Consider the following 21,626-nt stretch of genomic DNA (forward strand, 5'->3'; position numbering starts at 1 on the left):
TTACCGGGCTTCCACTCCTGGGCCTATGCTCAGTTCGGCTTTCGCCACCAGGTCGGCAACTGGTAACCGAATATGGGCGTCTTTTGCGGATGGTCCAGATAATTCCAGTAAGCGATCCATTGCTGCGTGTTGTGCTGCATCGGCACCATGTAGTTGCCGGAGATCAGCAACCGGTCGAGAACGCGCACGGCGGCGACGTAATCCTCCTTGGTGCGGGCGCGCAACATGGCCTCGATCGCAGCGTCCACCGCGGGATCGGCGACGCCGGCGAGGTTGAACGAACCTTCAGCCTTGGCGGCGGAGGATGACCAACGCCCGATCTGCTCGATGCCGGGCGAGAGCGAATTGTTGAAGCCGCTCGAGCCGATCAGCACCTCGAAATCGAAACGCTGCTTGCGCGACTGTATCTGGTCGCCGTCGAGGCTGCGGATGGAGACATCGATGCCGATCTTTTCCAGCGTGCGCTGGTAGATGCCGGCGAGACGCTCCTCGTCCTGCGAGGCGGTCAGGATCTCGAAGCCGAAGGGCTTGCCCTCGGGGTCGAGCATCGTGCCGCCCTGCAGGTGGTAGCCGATGCTTTTCAGGAGATCGAAAGCCGCTTTCAGCACCTTTCGGTCCTGGCCCGAGCCATCGGTCACCGGCGGCCGCCAGGTTCCGTCCATGACGTCGGCCGGCACGCGGCCGGGGTAGGGCGCCAGCAACGCTTTTTCCCTGTCGTCGGCCGGATGGCCGAGCGCCGAAAGCTCGGAATTCTGCCAGTAGCTCATCGTTCGCGCGTATTTGCCGCCAAACAGGTTCTTGTTGGCCCATTCGAAGTCGTAGAGCATGCCGAGCGCCTGACGCACCACGGGGTTCGAGAATTTCGGCAGCCTCGTGTTGAACAGGAAACCGGTCACGACGGGTGGAATACCGGTGTCGAAAGTTTCGGCAACCACCTCTCCCCTATGGAAAGCGGGAAAATCCAGATCGCGTTCGCGCTTCACCGGATCGCTGTCGTCGTCGATGGCGCAAAGGCCTTTCTTGAACGCCTCGAGCTTGGCATTGGCGTTGAGGAAATATTCGATGGTGATCTGGTCGTAATTGTCGAAGCCGCGCTTGGCCGGAATATCCTTGCCCCAATAGTCCGGGTTGCGCTTGAAAACGATGCGCTGGCCGGGCGTCACCTGTGCGATCCTGTAGGGGCCGCTGCCGATCAACGGCTTCAGCGTCGTCCTGTCGAAAGTCTCGATGTCGAAGGCGTGCTTGGGGATGATCGGCGTCAGCGCGATGATCAGCGGAAATTCGCGATCGGCCTTGTCGTTGAAGGTGAACCGCACGCTGTGGTCGCCGGTCTTCTCAAGCTTGGCAATCCTGGCCATGCGGTCGCTGTAGGGCGGACGGCCTTTCTGCGTATAGGCATCGTAGGTGAACAGCACGTCCTCCGGCGTCACCGGCTGGCCGTCCGACCATTTGGCATTCGGGTTGAGATGGAATTCGATGCTCTTGCGCTCGGAATCCATGTCGGCCGACTCGGCAAGCAAGCCATAGAGCGTGAAGGCCTCGTCGGCATTGCGCTGCATCAGCGGCTCGAAGACCAGATTGCCGAAGATCGTGTCCATCATGCCGCGCGCCGTGGTGCGCAGGCTCTTCAGGATGAAGGGGTTGAGATTGTCGAAACTGCCGACGACGCAATAGGTAATGCTGCCGCCCTTCGGCGCGTCGGGATTGACGTAGTCGAAATGCGCATAGTCGGGCGGCAGGGCCGGCTCACCCTGCATGGCAATTGCATATCTGGGTTCCGACGCCGCCGGCAGGGGCGAAAGGGCGAAAAATGATGTCGCGGTGATCAGCCAAACGAGAACGCGGCCCATGACCGTCTCCTTACCGGGTCGGCTTGATGATTCGGTGCGCACACTAGCATGGGGCACCGCCAATGTTCGTTGCCAAGAATCGCAGATTGCGGGCTGGATTCGGCACCGCTTGCAGTGTAACACGCCGTCCGAAGTCATTCTGTTGCCTCATTTCGGCAACAGGTAGCTGGACCACACGGCGCGAAGAAGCGGGTCCCCGGGATCATTTGAGAGGAAGTGCACGACATGACGAGCCTGAACAGCAATGCGTACCGCCTGTCGGTCATGGCCGCTGGCGTGATCGGCTTTCTGGGCGCGGCAATTCCCGTTGCTTCCGCACAGCAGCAACAACAGATCCCGCAGGGCTGGTTCAAGGCTTGCACAAAGCAGGAAGACGTCGACATCTGCAACGTGCAGAACATCACCACCGCCGGCAACGGCCAGTTGGTCACCGGCGTGAGCCTGATCGAGCTGAAAGGCAAGGTGAACCGCAAGGTCTTCCAGGTGACGGTTCCGACCGGTCGTCTGGTTGGTGCCGGCATTGGCCTCCAGATCGATACCGGCAAAACGCAGAAGCTTGAATATGTGGTCTGCTTCCCCGACCGCTGCGTGGCGGAAGTGCCGCTGACCGACCAGCTCGTCGCCTCCTTCAAGAAGGGCCAGGCGCTCACCTTGACCTCGATCAATTTCCAGAACCAGCCCAATCCGATCAAGGTCGCGCTGCAGGGCTTCAGCGGCGCCTATGACGGCCCGCCGCTGCAGCAGTCGGACATCGAGGACCGGCAGAAGAAGCTCCAGGATTTCGTCGCCAAGAACAACCAGGACTTCGCCAAGAAGCTCAAGGAAGAGCAGGACAAGGCGAAGACCGCGAACTGATCGGTTCGGGCATTCTCAAAGCCACAAAAAAGCGGGGTCATGCCCCGCTTTTTTGCTTCTGCACCTGACCTTGGTGATCACTGCCGGGGCGATCAGTGCCTGGACTGCAGTTTCGGCTCGTAGCGTCCGTCCGGCTTTTTGTCGAACATTTCCTTGATCTGCGGGTGGCGGACCGGTTCTCCCGATTGGTCCTCGAGCAGATTCTGCTCGGACACATAGGCGATGTACTCGGTTTCCGAATTCTCGGCGAGCAGATGGTAGAACGGCTGGTCCTTGCGCGGGCGCACGTCGACGGGGATCGCCTCGTACCATTCCTCCGTATTGGCGAATTGCGGATCGACATCGAAAATGATGCCCCGGAACGGAAACAGCCGATGGCGAACCACCTGTCCGATCGCGAATTTGGCTGTTCTCATCGTACTCACCACTGAATTCCTTAGCTTTATTTGGCGCAGACTCCGAATCAATTCAATCCCGAAGCTTTGAGCGTCCTCAAGCTGCGTGTGATACGGAGCAAAGATTGTGGGCGAGTTGCCGGCCATCGATGCCTGCCGGCAGCAAATGTGTTCGCAAGCTCACTGCTGGCGCGCTTGCTTTCCCAAGCCACCGCCAAGCGCCGCAAACCCGCTGCCGGGACGGAGCCCTTCGCGCATGAAGAAAGCGCGAAGCGGTGCAAAACCACCAAGCACGCCGAGCCCGGCACTGCGCGCCATCTGCGCCGGCAGCAGGTCGGAAAGCAGCGACATGTTCAGTAGATTGACCGCGCTGCTGCGCGCCAGAATATCGGGCCGGCGCTTGAAGTCATAGATGGCGAGGGCTTTCGCGGCCCCTGGGTCTTCATAATTTTCATTCGCGATTCCAATAAGATCGTCGATATCCCTGATGCCAAGATTGAGCCCTTGCGCGCCGATCGGCGGAAATACGTGGGCGGCTTCGCCGACAAGCGCCACCCGGTCGCGCGCAAAACGCAGCGGCGTCGCCGTTGCAAGCGGATAGACCTGCCGGCCTGGCTCGACCGTCACCCGGCCCAGCATGGACTGCATCCGCTGTTCGACCCGCAGCGACAACGTCGCATCGTCCAGCGCGGCAAGTTCCGTGGCGGTTTCCGGCTTGACCACCCAGACCAGGCTCGAGCGGTTGCCGGGCAGCGGAACCTGCGTGAACGGACCGGTTTCGGTATGGAGTTCGGTCGAGGTGAAGGCATGATCGCGGCCGTGGGAGAAGTTGAGCACCAGCGCTGCCTGGGGATAAGTCCGGGCGGCGGTCGAGATGCCCGCCGCCTGGCGCGCCGGCGACAGGCGTCCGTCGGCGGCAACCGCCAGGGATGCTTCGATCACGCTGCCGTCGGCAAGGGCCGCGCGAGCCTTATCGGCGCCGAGATGCCAGGCATCGACCATGGATGTCAGCCACGCGATCCCGGAATGCGCGGCAACCCTGCCGGCGAGCGCGGGAATGAGGACGCTATTGGGCAGGTTGAGCCCGAACTGATCCTCGTCGATCTCGCTGGCGCGGAAGGTGACGACCGGACTGCGGATCAATCGGTTGGTCGCGTCGACGATGCGCATCACCTTGAGGGGCGCGGCCTGCGGCTTGATGTCGGCGAGGACGCCCAGCCGCTCAAGCACCTTCAAGGCAGGGTTCATCAGTGCCGTCGTGCGGCCATCGGGAGCGGATGCCTCCGGCCCGACGAGCGTCACCGGAAAGCCGGCATTGGCGAAACCGAGCGCGGCGATCAGCCCTGCCGGCCCCGTGCCGGCGATGAGTATCCGTGTTGTTTTCTGATGCTCCAAGATCGGCTTCCGGCTTGCGATGCGGGGCAGCGCACGCGCCCCGCCACTCGATGAGCATATAGGTCAGGTCATACGGCTTGATCAACGGGGCGATTCGGCCCATTCGAAGGTCATGACCGGCCGCCAGGACGACTTCAGCCATCTCGACAGCGCAGGCCGTGCGACGGCCGATATCGCACGCAACCCGCGTTTGACGGTGAACCTCGTTGTCGGCGCCGGCATCCTGCTTGCCTGGCTGTCCCTGGCCACAATGGCGATCCGCGCCGCGGAGGGACGCGCCGCGGGTGTCGGCGCGCCCGGCGACGCCTTGTTGAAAACCCTGCCGCAGCTGCCGTTGCCCGATTCCCTGGCCCGGTTCTTCGCGCTGTGCCTCTCGGCCGCGCCCTTGGACGGAGATATCGGCCCGCGCGCCGGTGCGTTGACGGCAATGTGGTTCCTGATGGCGATCGCGACGATGCTGCCCTCGGCGGCGCCGATGATCCGAACCTATTGCGAGATCGCCGACACGGCCAGGATCAGGCATGAGCCGGTCGTCCATCCGCTGGTGCTGGTCGCCGGCTATCTCTCGACATGGCTGGCCGCGTCGGCTGGGTTTGCGGCGCTGACGCTCGCCATCGATGCGTTCGCCTCGTCAGGCCAGATGTTCGATCCGGTTCTGGGCATTGCCGGCGCTGTCGCCTTGCTGGTCGCCGGCCTCTACCAGTTCAGTGGCCTGAAGGAGGCCTGCCTGAAGAAATGCAGGAACCCCTTCGCGATCCTGTTTGCCAACTGGAGCGCGCGGCCTGCAGCCATTTTCCGGCTCGGCGTCGCGCAAGGCATCTGGTGCCTTGGCTGTTGCTGGGCACTGATGCTGGTGATGTTCGCCGTGGGCGTGATGAACGTCTTCTGGATGGCGCTGATCGGCCTGTTCACCCTGATCGAAAAACAAGCCGCGGGCAGGCTTCCAACCCGGCTGGCCGGTGCGATACTGCTTGTCTGGGCAGCCGCGCTGCTAGTAGTCTCGCTATGAGTGGGGGAAACTCGATGACGGATCCGAGCTGGGCAATGAAGGGGGAGCTCGTACTCTCCTGCAATTGCACGGTTTTTTGCCCTTGCGTGCTGTCGCTGGGCAGCCATCCTCCGACCGAAGGCTATTGCCAGACCTGGGCGGGTTTCCGTATCGATGCCGGTCATTTCGGAGAGGTCGACCTGTCAGGGCTTAATCTCGGGCTGATCATGGAAATCCCCGGCTATATGAGCCGCGGCAACTGGACCGCCGGCCTGTTCATCGACGTCAGAGCCTCGATCTATGCGGTCAAGGCGTTGACGAAGATCTTCACCGGCAAGGCGGGCGGGACGACGTCGCTGCTTTCGATCCTCGTCGGCAAATTCCTCGGTGTCGAACAAGTGCCGATTACCTATGAGACACGCGACAAGACGCGTATCTTCCAGATACCGAAGATCATCGATGGGGCGGTCACGCCAATTGTCGGCAAGGACCGCGACAAGGACACGGTGATCAGCAATTCGGAATATTGGATCGCGCCGGAGATCATCGTGGCCAAGTCCGACAAGAGCAAGATGCGAGCCTTTGGTCGCAACTGGAATTTCGGCGGCCGTTCAGCCGAAATCTGCAAGCTGGACTGGCAGGGCCCGTGAGCAAGAACACAACGGCCAGGAAAGCCGCCAAGAAAATCGCCGACCGGATTCCGCGGCCGAAGAAGAAAGTCACCTGGCCGCAGGCGCGCGCTTTTTCGGTGCATCTCCTGACCGCCTCGGGTTCGTTCCTGGCCTTCCTGTCGCTGGTGGCGGCGAGCGAGGAGCGCTGGACGGCCATGTTCTGGTGGCTGGGGCTGGCGCTGTTCGTCGACGGCATAGACGGGCCGATCGCGCGCAAGCTCGAGGTCAAGGAAATCCTGCCAACATGGTCGGGCGAGCTCCTCGACAACATCATCGACTATGTCACCTATGTTCTGATCCCGGCCTTCGCGCTCTATCAGCGCGGCTTCATGGGCGAGGGCCTGTCGTTCCTGTCGGCGGCCATCATCGTGGTGTCCAGCGCGATCTACTATGCAGACACCGGCATGAAGACGAAGGAGAATTTCTTCAAGGGATTCCCCGTTGTCTGGAACATGGTGGTGTTCACGCTCTTCGTCATCGAGCCGGGACAATGGGTCTCGTTCGCGGTGGTCGTGGTGGCGGGCATCCTGACATTCGTTCCGATCAACTTCATCCATCCGGTTAGGGTGGTGCGGCTGCGGCGCATCAATCTCGCAATGACTCTTTTGTGGTGCGCTTTCGGCGCGCTTGCGCTTGCGCAAGCGGCACTCGCCGCCTTCTATGACCAGATCGGCGTGCTGGGCGCGCAGGTCAGCACCTTCATAAAGATTGGCATTACCGTTACCGGGCTCTATCTCGCCTGTATCGGCGGCATCATGCAGTTCTTTCCAAATCTCGGTGCCAAAAAAGCCTGATCGGCAAATTTCTCAAGGAAGCCCACCATGCCCAAAGCAGTCCGCATCCACGCCCATGGCGGTCCGGAAGTCCTGACCTATGAGGACACCGATCCCGGCCAACCGGGATCAGGGCAGATCCTGGTCAGGCACACGGCAATCGGCCTCAATTTCATCGACGTCTATCATCGCTCCGGTCTCTATCCGCCGCCCGGCGGGTTTCCGCTTATTCCCGGCAGCGAGGCCGCCGGTTTGGTCCTGACTGTGGGCGAGGGCGTTGACTGGCTGAAGCCCGGCGACCGGATCGCCTATGCCGTCACCACAGGCGCCTATGCGCAGGAGCGCGTCATCGATGCCAGCAAGGTCGTCAAGGTGCCGGACGGCATCAGCGACGAGCAGGCGGCAGCAATGATGCTGAAAGGCATGACCGCCGAATATCTCTTGCGCCGGACCTTCAAGGTCAAGGCAGGCGACACCATCCTGTTCCATGCGGCAGCCGGCGGCGTGGGGCTCATTCTCGGCCAATGGGCGAAGCATCTGGGCGCGACCGTTATCGGCACGGCAAGTTCGAACGACAAGATCGAACTCGCCAAGGCACACGGCTTCGACCATGTCATCAACTACAAGGAGCAGGATTTCGTTGCCGGCGTCGCGGCCATCACCGGCGGCAAAAAATGCGATGTCGTCTACGATTCCGTCGGCAATGACACATTCCCGGCCTCGCTCGACTGCCTGAAGCCGCTCGGCATGTTCGTCAGCTTCGGCCAGTCGTCGGGACCGATCCCGCCATTCTCGATGTCGCTGCTGGCGCAGAAAGGATCCTTGTTCGCCACAAGGCCGACGTTGTTCGTCTACAATGCAAAACGCGAGGATCTGGACGCCTCGGCCGCGGCCTTGTTCGAGGTCGTGCTCAGCGGCGCCGTCGAGATCAAGATCAACCAGCGTTATGCACTCAAGGATGCGGGCAAGGCGCACGCGGATCTTGAAGGGCGCCGCACGACAGGCACGACCATACTGGTTCCCTGACGGATACTGCCCTGGTTTTCAGCTCTCTCACACAGGTGCGGGCAAGGTTTGCACGAAAAGCCGGCCCGCCGCGTGGTTGCGCGAAGAAGACTGATCTTTGCCCTTGAGTTTCCGCTGAAATTCTTGAAGCTCTTTCAAGTCGAGTGCTGCTTTCGCATGGGAGCTGGCCGCGCATACGATGCTTGCGGGAACACAGAACATATCCGGGAACCCGGATGGGAGGCACTGTGAGTGCAAATCATAACGGAGCGAATCTGCTTGAGGTTCGCGGCCTTACCAAGATTTTCGGCACGCTGACGGCGTGCGATCATGTCGACCTCGACATCGCCAAGGGTGAGATCCACGCGCTGCTCGGCGAGAACGGCGCCGGCAAGTCGACGTTGGTCAAGATGCTGTTCGGCTCGCTGGAACCCAATTCCGGCGAGATCTTCTGGAATGGCCAGGCCGTCCGAATTACCAGCCCGGGCGTCGCGAAAAAGCTCGGCATCGGCATGGTATTCCAGCACTTCTCGCTGTTCGAGGCACTGACGGCGGCCGAGAACATCGCGCTTTCCCTGGATGACGGTTCGCCGATCAGCAGCATCGCGGCCAAGGCGAGGGCGCTTTCCTACAGCTATGGCCTGCCGCTCGATCCGGAATCGCTGGTCGGCGACCTGTCGGTGGGCGAGCGCCAGCGCATCGAGATCATCCGCTGCCTGCTGCAGACGCCGCAGCTCATCATCCTCGACGAGCCGACTTCGGTGCTGACGCCGCAGGAGGCCGACAAGCTGTTCGAGACGCTCGAACGTCTGCGCTCGGAAGGCAAATCGATCCTGTACATCTCGCACCGGCTGGAGGAGGTCAAACGCATCTGCGACCGCGCCACCGTGCTGCGGCACGGCAAGGTGGTCGGCCACTGCAATCCGCGCGAGGAAACAGCCTCGTCCTTGGCCCGCATGATGGTCGGCAACGAAGTACAGGCTGTGGTGCGGGCGCCGGTCGCGGGCATCGAAACAGCGCAGTCCCTGCTCGAAATCCGCGGCCTCAGCCGCAAGCCGGCGACGCCGTTTTCGATCCCGCTCAAGAACATAAACCTCACCGTCCGCGCCGGCGAGGTGATCGGAATCGCCGGCGTCGCCGGCAATGGCCAGGGCGAGTTCTTCGAATCCGTTTCCGGCGAAGTCCTGCAGCCGGATGCCGCCTCGGTGCGCATTCGCGGCAAGGATGCAGGCAGCCTTAGCATTACCGGGCGCCGGCTGCTGGGTGCAGCCTTCGTGCCGGAGGAGCGCCTCGGCCATGGTGCCGCCCCGCGCATGCGGCTTTCGGAAAACCTGCTCCTGTCGCGCCATGCCACCGATGGCAAGACCTTTGTGGGCACGGGCGGAATGGTCAAGAACGGCACCGTCTACGCCGCCGCCCAGCGCATCATCGAGGCGATGGACGTGCGCAAGAGCGCGCCCGATCCGGAGGCGGCAGCCCTGTCCGGCGGCAATCTGCAGAAATTCATCGTCGGCCGCGAACTCGACCGCAGGCCTGACGTCATGGTGGTCAACCAGCCGACATGGGGTGTCGATGCAGGCGCAGCCGCCCATATCCGCCAGGCACTCATCGAACTGTCCCGCAGCGGATCGGCGGTGTTGGTCATCAGCCAGGATCTCGACGAGCTGTTCGAGATATCGGATGCGATCGCGGTGATGCACAATGGCGAACTGTCCAGGCCGCTGGCGATCGCCGAGGCGACCTTCGAAAAAATCGGCCTGCTGATGGGCGGCGCCGAACCAGGCCACGCCGAACACACGCTGGAGACGGCATGATGCGCCTCGAACTCGTCAAACGGCCGCAGCGCTCGGCGCTGTTTTCCACGCTGTCGCCATTCATCGCCTTCGCGCTGACGATCATCGCGGGCGGCATCATGTTCGCGCTGCTCGGGGTCAATCCGTTCAGCGCGTTCAACATCTATTTCATCGAGCCGGTCAGCCAGGTCTGGCAGTTGCACGAGCTGGCGATCAAGGCGGCGCCGCTGATCCTGGTCGCGGTCGGCCTGTCGGTCTGCTACAAGGCCAACATCTGGAACATCGGCGCCGAAGGTCAGTTCATCTTCGGCGCCATCTTCGGCTCGGCCGTTCCGGTGCTGTTTCCTGGGTTCGAGGGCCCATTGGTGCTGCCGCTGATGCTTCTGCTGGGCATGGTCGGCGGTGCCGCCTACGCGGCTATCCCCGCATTTCTGAAAACCCGCTTCAGCACCAACGAGATCCTGACCAGCCTGATGCTGGTCTATGTGGCACAGCTCTTCCTCGACTGGCTGGTGCGCGGACCCTGGCGCGACCCGCAGGGCCATGGCTTCCCGCAGACCATCCAGTTCGGCGATTCCGCCATCCTGCCGGAACTGATGCCGGATGCCGGCCGCGCCAATTGGGGCTTCGTGTTCGCGCTGGTCGCGGCGGTGCTGGTGTGGCTGATGATGAGCCGCATGCTCAAGGGTTTCGAGGTTCGCGTGCTCGGCTCCAGCCCGAGGGCAGGGCGCTTCGCCGGCTTCGGCCTCAACCGCATGGTCTTCTTCGCCTTCCTGTTGTCGGGCGCCCTGGCCGGGCTTGCCGGGATATCGGAAGTTTCCGGCGCCATCGGGCAACTTCAGCCCGTCATTTCGCCCGGCTACGGCTTCACCGCCATCATCGTGGCGTTCCTTGGCCGGCTCAATCCGCTCGGCATCGTCGCGGCGGGCCTGGTGCTGGCCCTGACCTATCTCGGCGGCGAGGCGGTGCAAAGCGCGCTCGGCATCTCCGACAAGGTGGCGCGCGTGTTCCAGGGCATGCTGCTGTTCTTCGTGCTCGGCTGCGACACGCTCATCCATTACCGCATCCGGTTGATCGGTCTGGCGCTGACCAAATCGGAGAGTGCCGCGAAGCTCGAGGCCGCGCCAAAGTTGAAGGAAGCCCGCTGATGGACATCACCGTCAACATCCTCCTGACCATCGCCACGGCGGCGACGCCGCTGCTCATTGCGGCGATCGGGGAACTGGTGGTCGAACGCTCCGGCGTGCTCAACCTTGGCGTCGAAGGCATGATGATCATGGGCGCCGTCGGCGGTTTCGGCGCAGGCTATCTGACCGGCTCGCCCTGGATCGGGCTCTTGGCGGCCATCGCCATGGGCGCGCTGTTCTCGCTGCTGTTTGCCGTCATGACGCTGTCGCTGGCCACCAACCAGGTGGCGACCGGCCTGTCGCTGACACTGCTCGGCCTCGGCCTCTCCGGCATGATGGGAACCAGTTTCGTCGGCCAGCCCGGCGTCAGGTTGCCCAATCTCGATATTCCCGGGCTCAGCTCCATCCCGGTGGTGGGCAGACTGCTGTTCGGCCAGGATCCGCTGTTCTACATCTCGATAGCGCTGACGGCGGCGGTGATGTGGTTCCTGTTCCGGACGCGCACCGGGCTGACGCTGCGCTCGATCGGCGACAGCCACGCCTCGGCGCATGCGCTCGGCATCAGGGTCATCCGCTACCGCTATCTCTCGGTGATCTTCGGCGGCGCCTGCGCCGGTCTTGCCGGCGGCCATCTCTCGCTGGTCTACACCCCGCAATGGGTCGAGAACATGAGCGCGGGCCGCGGCTGGATCGCGCTTGCGTTGGTGGTGTTCGCGTCCTGGCGGCCGTGGCGGGTGCTGGCGGGCGCCTATATCTTCGGCGCGGTGTGGATCGGCCAGCTTCATGCACAGGCTTTTGGCATTCCGGTGCCTTCGCAACTGCTTTCTTCGTTGCCCTATCTGGCGACGGTCGTGGTTCTCGTTCTAATCTCGCGCAACAAGCGTCTGACGATGATGAACACACCGGCTTCCTTGGGGCAGCCATTCGTTCCGGATCGTTGACAACAATAACAAAACGGGAAGCTCCAAGGCTTAACTCAGAGAGGTAACACGATGAAAAAACTGCTTATTGCCCTGATGACGACGACAGCGGCATTTTCGCTGGTCGCGTCCGCGGAGGCCGCCGACAAGCTGAAGGCATGCTGGGTCTATACCGGCCCGATCGGCGACTTCGGCTATTCCTACCAGCACGACCAAGGCCGCCTCGAAGTCGAAAAGGCGCTCGGCGACAAGGTCGAGACCGCCTATCTGGAAAACGTCTCCGAAGGCCCCGATGCCGACCGCGCTTTCGAGCGCTTGGCGCGCGAGGGCTGCAAGATCATCTTCGGCACGTCCTTCGGCTTCATGGATGCAGAAGTGAAGGTCGCCAAGAAGTTCCCCAAGGTGATGTTCGAGCACGCCACCGGCTACAAGACGGCGGACAATCTCGGCATCTACAATGCGCGCTTCTATGAAGGCCGCTATGTGCTCGGTCAGATCGCGGCCAAGGAATCGAAGTCCGGCGTCGCCGGCTACATCGTCTCCTTCCCGATCCCGGAAGTGGTGATGGGCATCAACTCCTTCATGCTCGGCGCGCAGTCGATCAATCCGAATTTCAAGGCCAAGATCGTCTGGGTGAATTCCTGGTTCGATCCGGGCAAGGAAGCCGATGCGGCCAAGGCCCTGTTCGACCAGGGAGCCGATATCATCGTCCAGCACACGGATTCGACCGCGGCCCTGCAGGTGGCCGAGGAGCGCAAGCTGCACGGCTTCGGCCAGTCCTCCGACATGATCAAGTTCGCGCCGAACGCGCAGTTGACCTCGCTGACCGACGAATGGGGACCTTATTACATCAGCCGGGTTCAGGCAGCGATCGACGGCACGTGGAAGCCCGACAATGTCTGGCTCGGCATCAAGGACGGCGCGGTGAAGCTTGCGCCTTACACCAATATGCCCGACGACGTGAAGGCAATGGCCGAGGCGACCGAAAAGAAAATTGCCGGCGGCTGGAATCCCTTCACCGGACCGATCGCCAAGCAGGACGGCTCGCCATGGCTGAAGGACGGCGAGGTCGCCGATGACGGCACGCTGCTCGGCATGAATTTCTACGTTAAGGGCGTCGACGACAAGCTGCCGCAATAAGCTCTACGTACGTTCGTCAGGGAAGGGCGCCGCGAGGCGCCCTTTTCATTCGGCGGCTTGCGCTACCGCCGGGACATGGCGAAACCGCACCAGGCCGGCGTCCACCACGAGGCTGAGCCGGATCCTGAGCCAACGCTGCACCGGCCGCTCGAAATAGCGCCAGATCGTCCACGACACCAAAACCATGAGCGCCACGCCGGTCCACGCTGCAATCCATTTTCCCGCCAACGGCGACACGGCGTTGATGAAGAGATAGCCGGCATTCTGGTGAAGGAGATAAAGCGGGTAAGTCAGCCCGCCCAGAGCCAGCGTGAGCGGCGACGGCCTGATCCGGTCGCGCAGCAGGACAGCGCCGATCAGCGCCGCGTGCATCACCACGTTGGCGGCCACGAGATGGGCGGACGAGACCGCAATGCCGTAGTGCCCGATCATCCACTGTTGCGTGACAGACAGCGTATAGCTGGAGAGCACGAAGGCGGCGGCCAGCAGCAGCAAGACCGGCACTGAGCGACCATGCGCGTGGAGATGATGGACCAGCATGCCGGCGGCGAAGAACGGCCCGAACTCGGTGAGAAACAGAAGCCGCGCCGCGCCGCTGCCGAGCAAGAGTTCATTGACCGCCGAGATCGCCAGCCAGCCGAGGATCAGCCCCAATTTCCATCGCTGGAAAACGCCGGCAATCAGGGCCAGCGTCACCCAGCCGTAGAAAACCACTTCAAGCACGACCGACCAGTAGACGCCGTCCATGAAAGGTTGGCCGACGGCCGGCGCGAACATAGTGAGATTGGCGAGATACTGGCTGAAGGAGGCTGGGAGCAGCGGCGTGCCGGAAAAGGCGATAACCGCGAAGCTTATCGTCATGCAGAGCAGAAAGCCCGGATATAGACGCGCGAAACGCGCGACGGCGAATTCTTCCCAGCCGCCGCCTTCCGCCGACCATGCGATGACGAAACCGCTGATCAGAAAGAAAAGATTGACGCCGAGATAGCCGTACAGAGCGAGTGGAGCGGCATGAGGATAGCCCGTCGTGAGAAAGCCGTCGGCAGCCGCGCCGCGGAAGAAATAGTGAAACAGCACAACGGCCAGCGCCGCCGCCAGCCTCAACAGGTCGAGCGTCGCGATATAATCCTGGCGGACAGGTCTGGGGTCCATCCTGAGTTCCTGCGTTTACGGTCCGGAAACCATAAGGCAGGCGGCGGCCAAACAGGGTAAATGGCCGGAACTATCGCGAAATGTGGTAAATCGTGGTCCTCAGACGGCCGAACCGTAGAGATCATAGGCGTCGGCGCGATCGACCTTGACGGTGACAATGTCGCCGGCGCGCAGCGGGCGGCGCGACTGGATATGGACGGAGCCATCGATCTCAGGCGCATCGTATTTGGTGCGGCCCTTGGCCGATGTGCCATGCGCTTCGTCGATCAGCACCGGCAGGCGCTTGCCGACCTTCTTGGCCAATTGCGTCGCCGAGATCTTCTGCTGGCGCTGCATGAAGCGGTGCCAGCGCGCCTCCTTGATTTCCTGCGGCACCTGCTCAAGGCCGAGTTCGTTGGAGCGCGCGCCCCGTACAGGTTCATATTTGAAGCAGCCGGCGCGATCGATCTTCGCTTCGTCCAGCCAGTCGAGCAGCATCTCGAAATCCTCGTCGGTCTCGCCGGGAAAGCCGACGATGAAGGTCGAGCGGATGGCGAGGTCGGGACACACATCGCGCCAGCCGCGAATGCGCTCGAGCGTCTTTTCGCCATGTGCCGGTCGGCGCATGTTCTTCAACACCTGCGGCGACGCATGCTGGAAGGGGATGTCGAGGTAGGGAAGGATTTTTCCCTCGGCCATCAGCGGGATGACGTCGGCCACGTGCGGGTAGGGGTAGACATAGTGCATGCGCACCCAGATGCCGAGCTTGCCCAGTTCCTCGGATAGATCGAGGAATTTCGCCCGCACTTCACGATCACCGAACATGCTGGCCTGGTATTTGATGTCGATGCCGTAGGCGCTGGTGTCCTGCGAGATGACGAGGAGTTCCTTGACGCCGGCCTTGGCCAGTTTCTCGGCTTCACGCAGCACATCGGCCGCCGGCCGCGAGACAAGGTCGCCGCGCAGCGCCGGGATGATGCAGAAGGTGCAGCGATTGTTGCAGCCTTCCGAAATCTTGAGATAGGCATAGTGGCGCGGCGTGAGCTTGACGCCTTGAGGCGGCAGCAGATCGATATAGGGATCATGGCTCGGCGGCGCAGCCTCGTGCACGGCCGCCATGACGCTCTCATAGGCCTGCGGACCGGTGATGGCGAGAACGTTGGGATGCTTCTCGCGAATGACATCGGGCTCGGCGCCCAGGCAGCCGGTGACGATGACCCTGCCGTTCTCCGAAAGCGCCGAACCAATGGCGTTGAGCGATTCATCACGGGCGGAATCGAGGAAGCCGCAGGTGTTGACCACGACGAGATCGGCACCGTCATGCTTGCGCGCGATCTCATAGCCCTCGGCGCGCAGGCGCGTGATGATGCGTTCGGAATCCACCAGGGCTTTGGGGCATCCGAGACTGACGAAGCTGACGCGCGGGGCGGACATGGGCAAGGTTCCAATGGACATGAACCGGAAACGCTGATCCGGCTCGAAGTCTCGACATATAACGGTTTGCACGGCTCTGGCGGGAGCTCAATTCGGGCGGCGCAATAGCACGGCTCGCCCGAACAGGCAAACAGGCAAGCTCTGCGACATCGGCGATCTCGTTGTGCAGATCGAAGCGAAGAAGCCGAAAGCCGTTGGTTCGCGGCTCTTAAAGCGAATTGCCGGGTAATGGCAGCCAGTCAACGCGACTTTCAGCGCTATGATTAGGACTCACTAATATGCTATAGGCAGAATGGTGAGGGGCTAGTCCCATGAAACAGTTGCTAGGACATATTGCATTGGCGTGGCTTGTGCTGCCCGGCGATGCGGACGCACACGGTTGGTATACGGGCAAGACCGATCCCGTTCTTCACTATGACTGCTGCGGAAACAAGGATTGCCGCCCCATCGATTCCAACGATGTCAGGATGACCAAAGACGGCTATTTTGTCAGGCTGCACCCTACCTACTTGAATGAGCCACAAGAAGCAGAGTGGTTTATCCCGAGAGAACGTGTCCAGGCTGCGCCCGATGATCGATACCACATCTGCGAGCGTCTAATGACGTTTTATCGAACGATCATTCCCCATATGAAGTTTGATCCTTACCAGCGATATAGGTGGACGTGCTTCTTCGCGCCGATGGGCACCGGTTCAATTCCAATTAGAATGAACCACTATGCTGCAATTTCAAACTGACCAACATCGGCGGGCGCAAGGGCTCCAGCTCAGTGGCCGCTCGACCCGAACCACGGCGCCAGGAAAGCGAATTGGTCGGGAAACTGCTGCACGGCGCCGTCGAGAAGCATCTTCACGGCGACGTAAAGGATGATCAGCAGGCCGATATAGGCGATCCAGCGGTATTTGTGCAGCAGGCGCGCGACGAAGGACGCGGCGAAGCCCATCAGCGCAATCGACAGAGCGAGGCCGATGATCAGCACCGTCGGATGGTTCATGGCCGCACCCGCGACGGCCAGGACATTGTCGAGCGACATCGAGACGTCGGCAATGACGATCTGCCACGCGGCCTGCGAGAAGGTCTTGCGCGGCGACTTGCCGGCGATGGTCCCATCCTTGTCGAAATCGCCATTCGACAGCGCTTCGGTCGCGTCGCGCTCCTGCTCGTGGCTGACACCCAGCTCCCGCCACATCTTCCAGCATACCCAAAGCAGCAGCAGGCCGCCGGCGATGAGGAGCATGGGGCCAATTGTCAGCAGCCATTGCGTGATCAGGGCGAAGAAAATGCGAAGGACGGTGGCCGCGATGATGCCGACCAGAATGGCCCGTTTGCGCTGACTGGCCGGCAAGCCGGCCGCCGCAAGGCCGATGACGATGGCGTTGTCCCCAGCCAGCGCAAGATCGATCGCGATTACCTGAAAAAGGGCCGATAAGCCTGCGGCAGTAAATATTTCCATCGACCTGGAAGCCCTTGCCTGTTCGCCGAGTGTTCGTTGTCGATCGCCCAGCCCGCCCTAAAGGCATGGTTCCTTGCCGTCAAGACATCGCTTCGGGCAACGCCGCAAAACCGCTTTCGTTGCAGCGGCGCCATTGAGGGGATTCGACAATCGCGGCCGAGCGAGTCGAAACGGCAGTGAAAAACCTAATCGTAGAGATTGTATTTTGCCCAGTCGGTCTCTGGAATCTCGTCGCCGATGCGGTAGCGGAGCTGTAAAACCTCCATATGGTCCGGCGCCGTCTCGCACTTGAATTTCAGCCGGTACCATTGCCCCTTGCTGCGGAAGGCGGCTCCTGGGCTCTTAATGGCGTCGTCGCTCATGACCGGCGTGGCAAAGGCGTAAGCGACCACCCGATCCGCCTTGTACTTGCGGTCGTCATGGGTGATCCGGTCGAGAACTTCAGCGTCGCAGCGCTGTTCGAGGCGGGTTTGCGGGTCGAGTTTCAGGAGGCCTGCGCGCAAGGCGCTGTCCATGGCGTTGGCCGGAAAAGCCAGGGTCAAGAACGCCATGACCGTCGTGCAGAGTGTCTTCATGGGCGGGACAAGCAGCATATTTTGTCTGAAAAATCAACCAAAGGGCTGGGCGTTGTCCCGCGCTCAGGCACTCGGCGCGTTCAAAATCCCGTGTCGGGATTCATCGTGCGATGGCTGCGGCCAACGCATCAGCGAGGCACGGCCGGCGTCGGTCAGATCGTATACGCCGCGGTCGACGCGCGCGAACCAGCCATAGACATTGTGCAGCAGGATTTTCGGCGCAAGCGGCGTCAGCGCCTTGAGATCGCGCGGGCGCTTGGGCCCGTCGGCCAATGCCGCGGCGCAGGCGAGGGCGCTTTGGCGGTACGCTGTCATGATGGGATTGCGCGATCCCCCGCCCGCGACAGGATCGCCGCGGCGCCGGCGGTGCTCGTCGACCAGCCGCGAGCGGCGCCGTGGGTTCTTGCGCGGCGCGACGGTGACCGGACTCAGGAGCACCTCGACCCGGTCGCTCGCCGTCACGCCGAGCAGGCCGAAGCCAAGCCGGCGGCAAAGATTGCGGAACCGGGCGTCGCTCTCGCGTCCCTTGCCCCTGGCCGACATGCGCGCGGCCAGCCACACCTCGTCGCAGGCGGTCGCGCGGTCGACGCCTTGCAGCACCAGTTCGAGATTGAACGCCAGCTTCAACTCGCAAATGACGACGACGGGCGGCTCCCCCTCACGCAGCGCGACAATGTCGCAGCCGCCGATCTCGCCCTTCACGGCAAAATCCAGGCTTTCGAGAAACCGCTTCACCGGCGCGTAGAGTGAGGTTTCGTTCATAGGCCCAAGGCTTAGCCGATTCGGCACGAAAAGCCTCGGGAGCAGGTCTACATGCCTTTCCGGGGTTCGCCGAACCATCGTGATGCGGCTTGAGCGGCTTCCTCCGGGTTGGGGTCATCCTCGCCAGCCCAGGCCACGAAGCCGTCGGGGCGCACGAGCACGGCGCTCAAGCCAAGCTGATCCCTGGCCTTTCCGGCGACGTAGGTGATCCGGTCGCCCCAGCGGCCTGCAAGCGCTTCAAGCGATGGGCAAGCGTCAAAGTCAAGGAACAGGCCCTTGCCCGTGCGGAGGAACTCGCCGATTTTTCTTCCTCCGATCAGCTCGAAATCGGGAACACTGCGCCCGACCAGCCCGTGGTCGCCGCCAGGATCGTAGCGAAGAGAAATACCCCATATCCGTTCGGCGAAGTATGTCGCGCCGTCGCGCGTGTCGATCAGGCCGCGGATGATGGTTTCGAGCGCGCGCGTTGCCGGGCTTGGCCGCATGAGCGCGACCTGGGCGCGCGACCAGTCGAGGATTTGCGCCCCGACCGGATGGCGTTCGCTGAAATAACTGTCGAGCAGACCGTCCGGCGCGTCGCCGCGGATGGTGGCGGCCAGCTTCCAGCCAAGGTTCATCGCGTCGCCGAGCCCGAGGTTGAGACCTTGGCCGCCCAAGGGAGAATGGATATGCGCGGCGTCGCCGGCAAGCAGCACTCGTCCCTTGCGGTAGGTCGTTGCCTGGTGGGCGCGATCCGTCCAGGTGGCGGCGAGTTTGAGAGCCGTCAGCGTGAGGTCCGCGCCGGATACTCGGCGCAAAACCGCCTGCACGTGGTCGCAGGTGATTGGCTGGGTTCGGTGGAAAGCCCCACCATCGAACTCGACCATCGCGACAGTACCGGGTCTTTGATACGTATACATGCCGGTCGGCGTGTAGTGGCGGCCGGGCGTGAGCCTGTCCGGGTCGGCCATTTCGATCTGAACGGAATAGCCTGTGAATTCCGGATCGGTACCGACGAACGCGAAGTCGCCGGCCTTGCGCACCGTGCTGCGCCCGCCGTCACAGCCGACAAGCCAGCAACTCCCATTGCGATTGCGCGCGCGGCCAAGACTGATTCGAGATGCGCCATTTCGACCGCGATTGCGGCGGTGGCCGAACCTGGCAGGCGGTAGGGCCATTTCGCGGCGTCGATGGCATCGTGGAAGAACTGGATACCTGCGAAATGGCCGCCCGGAGGGCGCGGTTGATTCAGCCAGTGCGCGCCAGTCGCAGCGCCACCGTTGCCCGTCCCATCCCTCGCACTTTGTGGAGCGACGATGTCGTCCAGCAGACCGCGACGGTAGAGGGCTTCGATGGTGGGCACCGAGAGGCCGCGCAGCCCGAACGGAAGCTGCTTCAACGGGGAGTGCGGATCTTCGGCTTGCTCCAGCACCAGCACCGAGAGGTCGGCGAGGCGCAACTCACAAGCGAGGAACAGGCCGACAGGGCCTGCACCAGCAATTATTACGTCATGGGAATCCAGATGGCCACACGGACGAACGATTGGACGCGAGAGAAGCGTCCGATGTTCGTCGTGGGGATCTCCTGCAGGAGGCCAAAGACCAGAGCTTTCGTTACCGAAAGGACTTGGGCTTACCAAACCAAGTCTGCCTTTTCCGACGCCGGCTCTATAGCGTTGCCGTGAGCAATCCGCAACGGACGGGATTGCGGCCGATGCAGAACGGAATCATGGGCGCTCAGGGTTGAACCGATGAAGCGCCGCCCGATGCCTTATTCGATTCGCTCGTCTCGTGGCAATTTCGCTGTCGGTCGGCTTGAATGGAGCTGTCGGTCGGCTTGAATGGAATGGTATTCCAGGGCGCCATTCCCGTGGTACAACCCTAAGGGCTTCCTGACGGCGGATGCGTTCATCTTTGAGACGCCGGCAGAGCCGCCTGCTTTTGAACCTGGCACATCGGATACGGCAAGCTCCCACACAGGTACCGGGCGACGTGGCTGTCGGTGCGCCTACTGGTGGCACGCCATCAGCCGGACTGATAAGCGTGTCAGCCGGGTTGCTGAAAAACAACATAGCCTACACAAACTCGTAAGAGTAGTGGCGTTTTTACTTGACCGCTTCCCAGTGCGGCGTGTCCATACTTCCAAGATTCGGGGAGCAAAATGGCAGATAGGAACGCGTCACTCGATGGGTTGCGAGGCATAGCAGCCGTTAGCGTGGTTTTCTATCATTCTATCCTGCATCATGAGGTGCTGGTTGGAACGACCCTGATCCAGCCTATACAGGGCATGACCACACTCAGGGACGTTCTGACCAAGATCATGCTTTCCATATTCAACGGGAACAACGCCGTTCTTTTGTTCTTTGTCTTGAGCGGCTTCGTCCTCTCCCTATCGCTGGAGAAGTCGACGGGGGCACCATTCGCAATCGTCTCGAAGTTCGTTGTGCGCCGGGTCTGCCGGCTCTACCCCGCTCTGTTTGGCTGCTTGGCGGCATATTACTTGCTGTCTCAGTTTTTTGCGCAAATGGGCTGGGCCGGCGTTCCCTCGCCTAATCTATGGCTGGCAACGCTGAATGCTTTGCTGGTTCAGATTACGTGGCACGGCCCGTCCACAACCATCCAAGCCGAAATGCTCGCGGTGCCGTTCGTCCTGGCGTTTTTCTTCTTCCAGAAGCGCTTCGGATCGGTGTCGGCTTTGGTTCTGTTTAGCTTGAGCGTGTTTGCCATGGCGCAGCCGGTTTTCGTCATGGGGGCTCCACACATGTCCGCGTGGATATCATCCTTTGCCATTGGCATGCTGATCGCGGACAGGCGCTTCCAGCCGTTCTTTTCCGGCGTGTCATCGCTGGCGCTTTGGCTGATAATCGCTGCGTTCGTGATCGTTCGAATGTTCGTTCCCTTCAACCCTGATGCCAGCACGCTTGGGCAAGTCATCTTGTGCGCCGCGCTCGTCGGGTCGGTCTATTACGGCGACCAGAGTTTGACAGCGACCACGATCCTCGCCAATCCGGTCTGCCGGTTCCTCGGCAAGATCAGCTACAGCTTTTACTTGATCAACGTTCTTTTCCTGCTCATCGTCTGGTCACTGGTCGACCCGCTTGGCATCTACCCGACACACGCACTTGAAACCGGGCTGCTGGTGGGGACGGTGGTCGTAACTCTGACGCTCCCTTTCGCGTATTTCTCGGAGAAGTGGCTGGAGCAGGGCGGGATCACGTTGGGGCGTCTGCTGACGACAGCGCGCACTGTACCGCAGACGATCCCCGCTCCTGCGGAGTAAATTTATCGGCCGCATCTCTGAGCGGCAGGCCTGTCGGGTTCCGAAACCGACCTAACTCGGCGTGCGCAGCACCTTTTAACGATCTGCCTCAAACCAAGTCG

19 protein-coding genes and 1 pseudogene are annotated in these 21,626 nt (G+C 61.9%); 11 read left to right on the top strand and 9 right to left on the bottom strand.

Annotated elements, in window-relative coordinates; translation table 11 throughout:
• Positions 1 to 29 precede the first annotated feature (29 nt).
• Positions 30 to 1,850, bottom strand: coding sequence for an extracellular solute-binding protein (locus tag FJ972_RS18030; RefSeq protein WP_140515397.1), 1,821 nt, complete (start codon positions 1,848 to 1,850; stop codon positions 30 to 32).
• A gap of 225 nt (positions 1,851 to 2,075) precedes the next feature.
• On the opposite strand from FJ972_RS18030, the gene FJ972_RS18035 reads away from it, so the two are divergent.
• Positions 2,076 to 2,705 (top strand): invasion associated locus B family protein, encoded by a 630-nt coding sequence (locus tag FJ972_RS18035; protein WP_140498608.1) that lies wholly within the window; start codon positions 2,076 to 2,078, stop codon positions 2,703 to 2,705.
• A 92-nt stretch (positions 2,706 to 2,797) separates the two neighbouring features.
• Here the strand turns inward: FJ972_RS18035 and hspQ are convergent, their stop codons facing one another.
• Entirely contained in the window at positions 2,798 to 3,121 is a 324-nt protein-coding gene (gene hspQ, locus FJ972_RS18040; protein WP_181173475.1) for a heat shock protein HspQ, read from the bottom strand.
• Between the two features lie 159 nt (positions 3,122 to 3,280).
• Entirely contained in the window at positions 3,281 to 4,495 is a 1,215-nt protein-coding gene (locus FJ972_RS18045) for a UbiH/UbiF family hydroxylase (RefSeq protein ID WP_140525196.1), read from the bottom strand.
• A 112-nt stretch (positions 4,496 to 4,607) separates the two neighbouring features.
• Here FJ972_RS18045 and FJ972_RS18050 point away from each other — a divergent pair, with 112 nt between their 5' ends.
• From FJ972_RS18050 to FJ972_RS18085, 8 genes are all read left to right on the top strand, one after another.
• Positions 4,608 to 5,504 carry a DUF2182 domain-containing protein gene (locus tag FJ972_RS18050; protein WP_181173476.1) on the top strand — a complete coding sequence of 299 codons (897 nt, stop codon included), beginning with the start codon at positions 4,608 to 4,610 and terminating at the stop codon, positions 5,502 to 5,504.
• A 14-nt stretch (positions 5,505 to 5,518) separates the two neighbouring features.
• Positions 5,519 to 6,133: a DUF1326 domain-containing protein gene (locus tag FJ972_RS18055; RefSeq protein ID WP_140498606.1), complete on the top strand. Its 615-nt coding sequence runs from the start codon at positions 5,519 to 5,521 to the stop codon at positions 6,131 to 6,133.
• Positions 6,130 to 6,948, top strand: a complete 819-nt coding sequence (gene pcsA, locus FJ972_RS18060; protein WP_140498605.1) for a phosphatidylcholine synthase — start codon at positions 6,130 to 6,132, stop codon at positions 6,946 to 6,948. The genes FJ972_RS18055 and pcsA overlap by 4 nt, the downstream gene beginning before the upstream one ends.
• Before the next feature lie 27 nt (positions 6,949 to 6,975).
• The gene (locus FJ972_RS18065) at positions 6,976 to 7,953 is read left to right on the top strand and encodes a quinone oxidoreductase family protein (protein ID WP_140498604.1); all 978 of its coding nucleotides are present in this window, start codon (positions 6,976 to 6,978) and stop codon (positions 7,951 to 7,953) included.
• Positions 7,954 to 8,168: 215 nt separating this feature from the next.
• Complete coding sequence (locus tag FJ972_RS18070) at positions 8,169 to 9,746, top strand: ABC transporter ATP-binding protein (protein ID WP_181173477.1); 1,578 nt, start codon at positions 8,169 to 8,171, stop codon at positions 9,744 to 9,746.
• A complete protein-coding gene (locus FJ972_RS18075; RefSeq protein ID WP_140525194.1) occupies positions 9,743 to 10,873 on the top strand; it encodes an ABC transporter permease in 1,131 nt (376 codons plus the stop codon). The genes FJ972_RS18070 and FJ972_RS18075 overlap by 4 nt, the downstream gene beginning before the upstream one ends.
• Complete coding sequence (locus tag FJ972_RS18080; protein WP_140498601.1) at positions 10,873 to 11,793, top strand: ABC transporter permease; 921 nt, start codon at positions 10,873 to 10,875, stop codon at positions 11,791 to 11,793. The genes FJ972_RS18075 and FJ972_RS18080 overlap by 1 nt, the downstream gene beginning before the upstream one ends.
• A gap of 51 nt (positions 11,794 to 11,844) precedes the next feature.
• On the top strand, positions 11,845 to 12,912 hold the full coding sequence (locus FJ972_RS18085; protein ID WP_140498600.1) for a BMP family ABC transporter substrate-binding protein: 1,068 nt from the start codon (positions 11,845 to 11,847) through the stop codon (positions 12,910 to 12,912).
• Positions 12,913 to 12,957: 45 nt separating this feature from the next.
• On the opposite strand, the gene FJ972_RS18090 is transcribed toward FJ972_RS18085, so the two are convergent.
• Both FJ972_RS18090 and rimO read right to left on the bottom strand, forming a co-directional pair.
• A complete protein-coding gene (locus FJ972_RS18090) occupies positions 12,958 to 14,064 on the bottom strand; it encodes an acyltransferase family protein (protein ID WP_140525193.1) in 1,107 nt (368 codons plus the stop codon).
• A gap of 99 nt (positions 14,065 to 14,163) precedes the next feature.
• Positions 14,164 to 15,477, bottom strand: coding sequence for a 30S ribosomal protein S12 methylthiotransferase RimO (gene rimO / locus FJ972_RS18095; protein WP_140498598.1), 1,314 nt, complete (start codon positions 15,475 to 15,477; stop codon positions 14,164 to 14,166).
• Between the two features lie 311 nt (positions 15,478 to 15,788).
• Between rimO and FJ972_RS18100 the strand changes: the two genes are divergently transcribed.
• The gene (locus FJ972_RS18100; RefSeq protein WP_140498597.1) at positions 15,789 to 16,214 is read left to right on the top strand and encodes a hypothetical protein; all 426 of its coding nucleotides are present in this window, start codon (positions 15,789 to 15,791) and stop codon (positions 16,212 to 16,214) included.
• Positions 16,215 to 16,243: 29 nt separating this feature from the next.
• Here the strand turns inward: FJ972_RS18100 and FJ972_RS18105 are convergent, their stop codons facing one another.
• The 4 genes and pseudogenes from FJ972_RS18105 to FJ972_RS18120 all read right to left on the bottom strand — a co-directional run bounded on the left by FJ972_RS18105 (position 16,244) and on the right by FJ972_RS18120 (position 19,768).
• Positions 16,244 to 16,930, bottom strand: a complete 687-nt coding sequence (locus tag FJ972_RS18105) for a TerC family protein (RefSeq protein WP_140498596.1) — start codon at positions 16,928 to 16,930, stop codon at positions 16,244 to 16,246.
• Between the two features lie 185 nt (positions 16,931 to 17,115).
• A complete protein-coding gene (locus FJ972_RS18110) occupies positions 17,116 to 17,523 on the bottom strand; it encodes a DUF930 domain-containing protein (RefSeq protein WP_140498595.1) in 408 nt (135 codons plus the stop codon).
• A 45-nt stretch (positions 17,524 to 17,568) separates the two neighbouring features.
• On the bottom strand, positions 17,569 to 18,267 hold the full coding sequence (locus FJ972_RS18115; RefSeq protein WP_140525192.1) for a DUF2161 domain-containing phosphodiesterase: 699 nt from the start codon (positions 18,265 to 18,267) through the stop codon (positions 17,569 to 17,571).
• Between the two features lie 47 nt (positions 18,268 to 18,314).
• Positions 18,315 to 19,768 (bottom strand): annotated as a pseudogene (locus FJ972_RS18120) (FAD-dependent monooxygenase).
• A gap of 638 nt (positions 19,769 to 20,406) precedes the next feature.
• Between FJ972_RS18120 and FJ972_RS18125 the strand changes: the two are divergent.
• Positions 20,407 to 21,525: an acyltransferase family protein gene (locus FJ972_RS18125; protein ID WP_140525191.1), complete on the top strand. Its 1,119-nt coding sequence runs from the start codon at positions 20,407 to 20,409 to the stop codon at positions 21,523 to 21,525.
• Positions 21,526 to 21,626 lie beyond the last annotated feature (101 nt).

Source organism: Mesorhizobium sp. B2-1-1 (assembly GCF_006442975.2).
Lineage (GTDB): Bacteria > Pseudomonadota > Alphaproteobacteria > Rhizobiales > Rhizobiaceae > Mesorhizobium.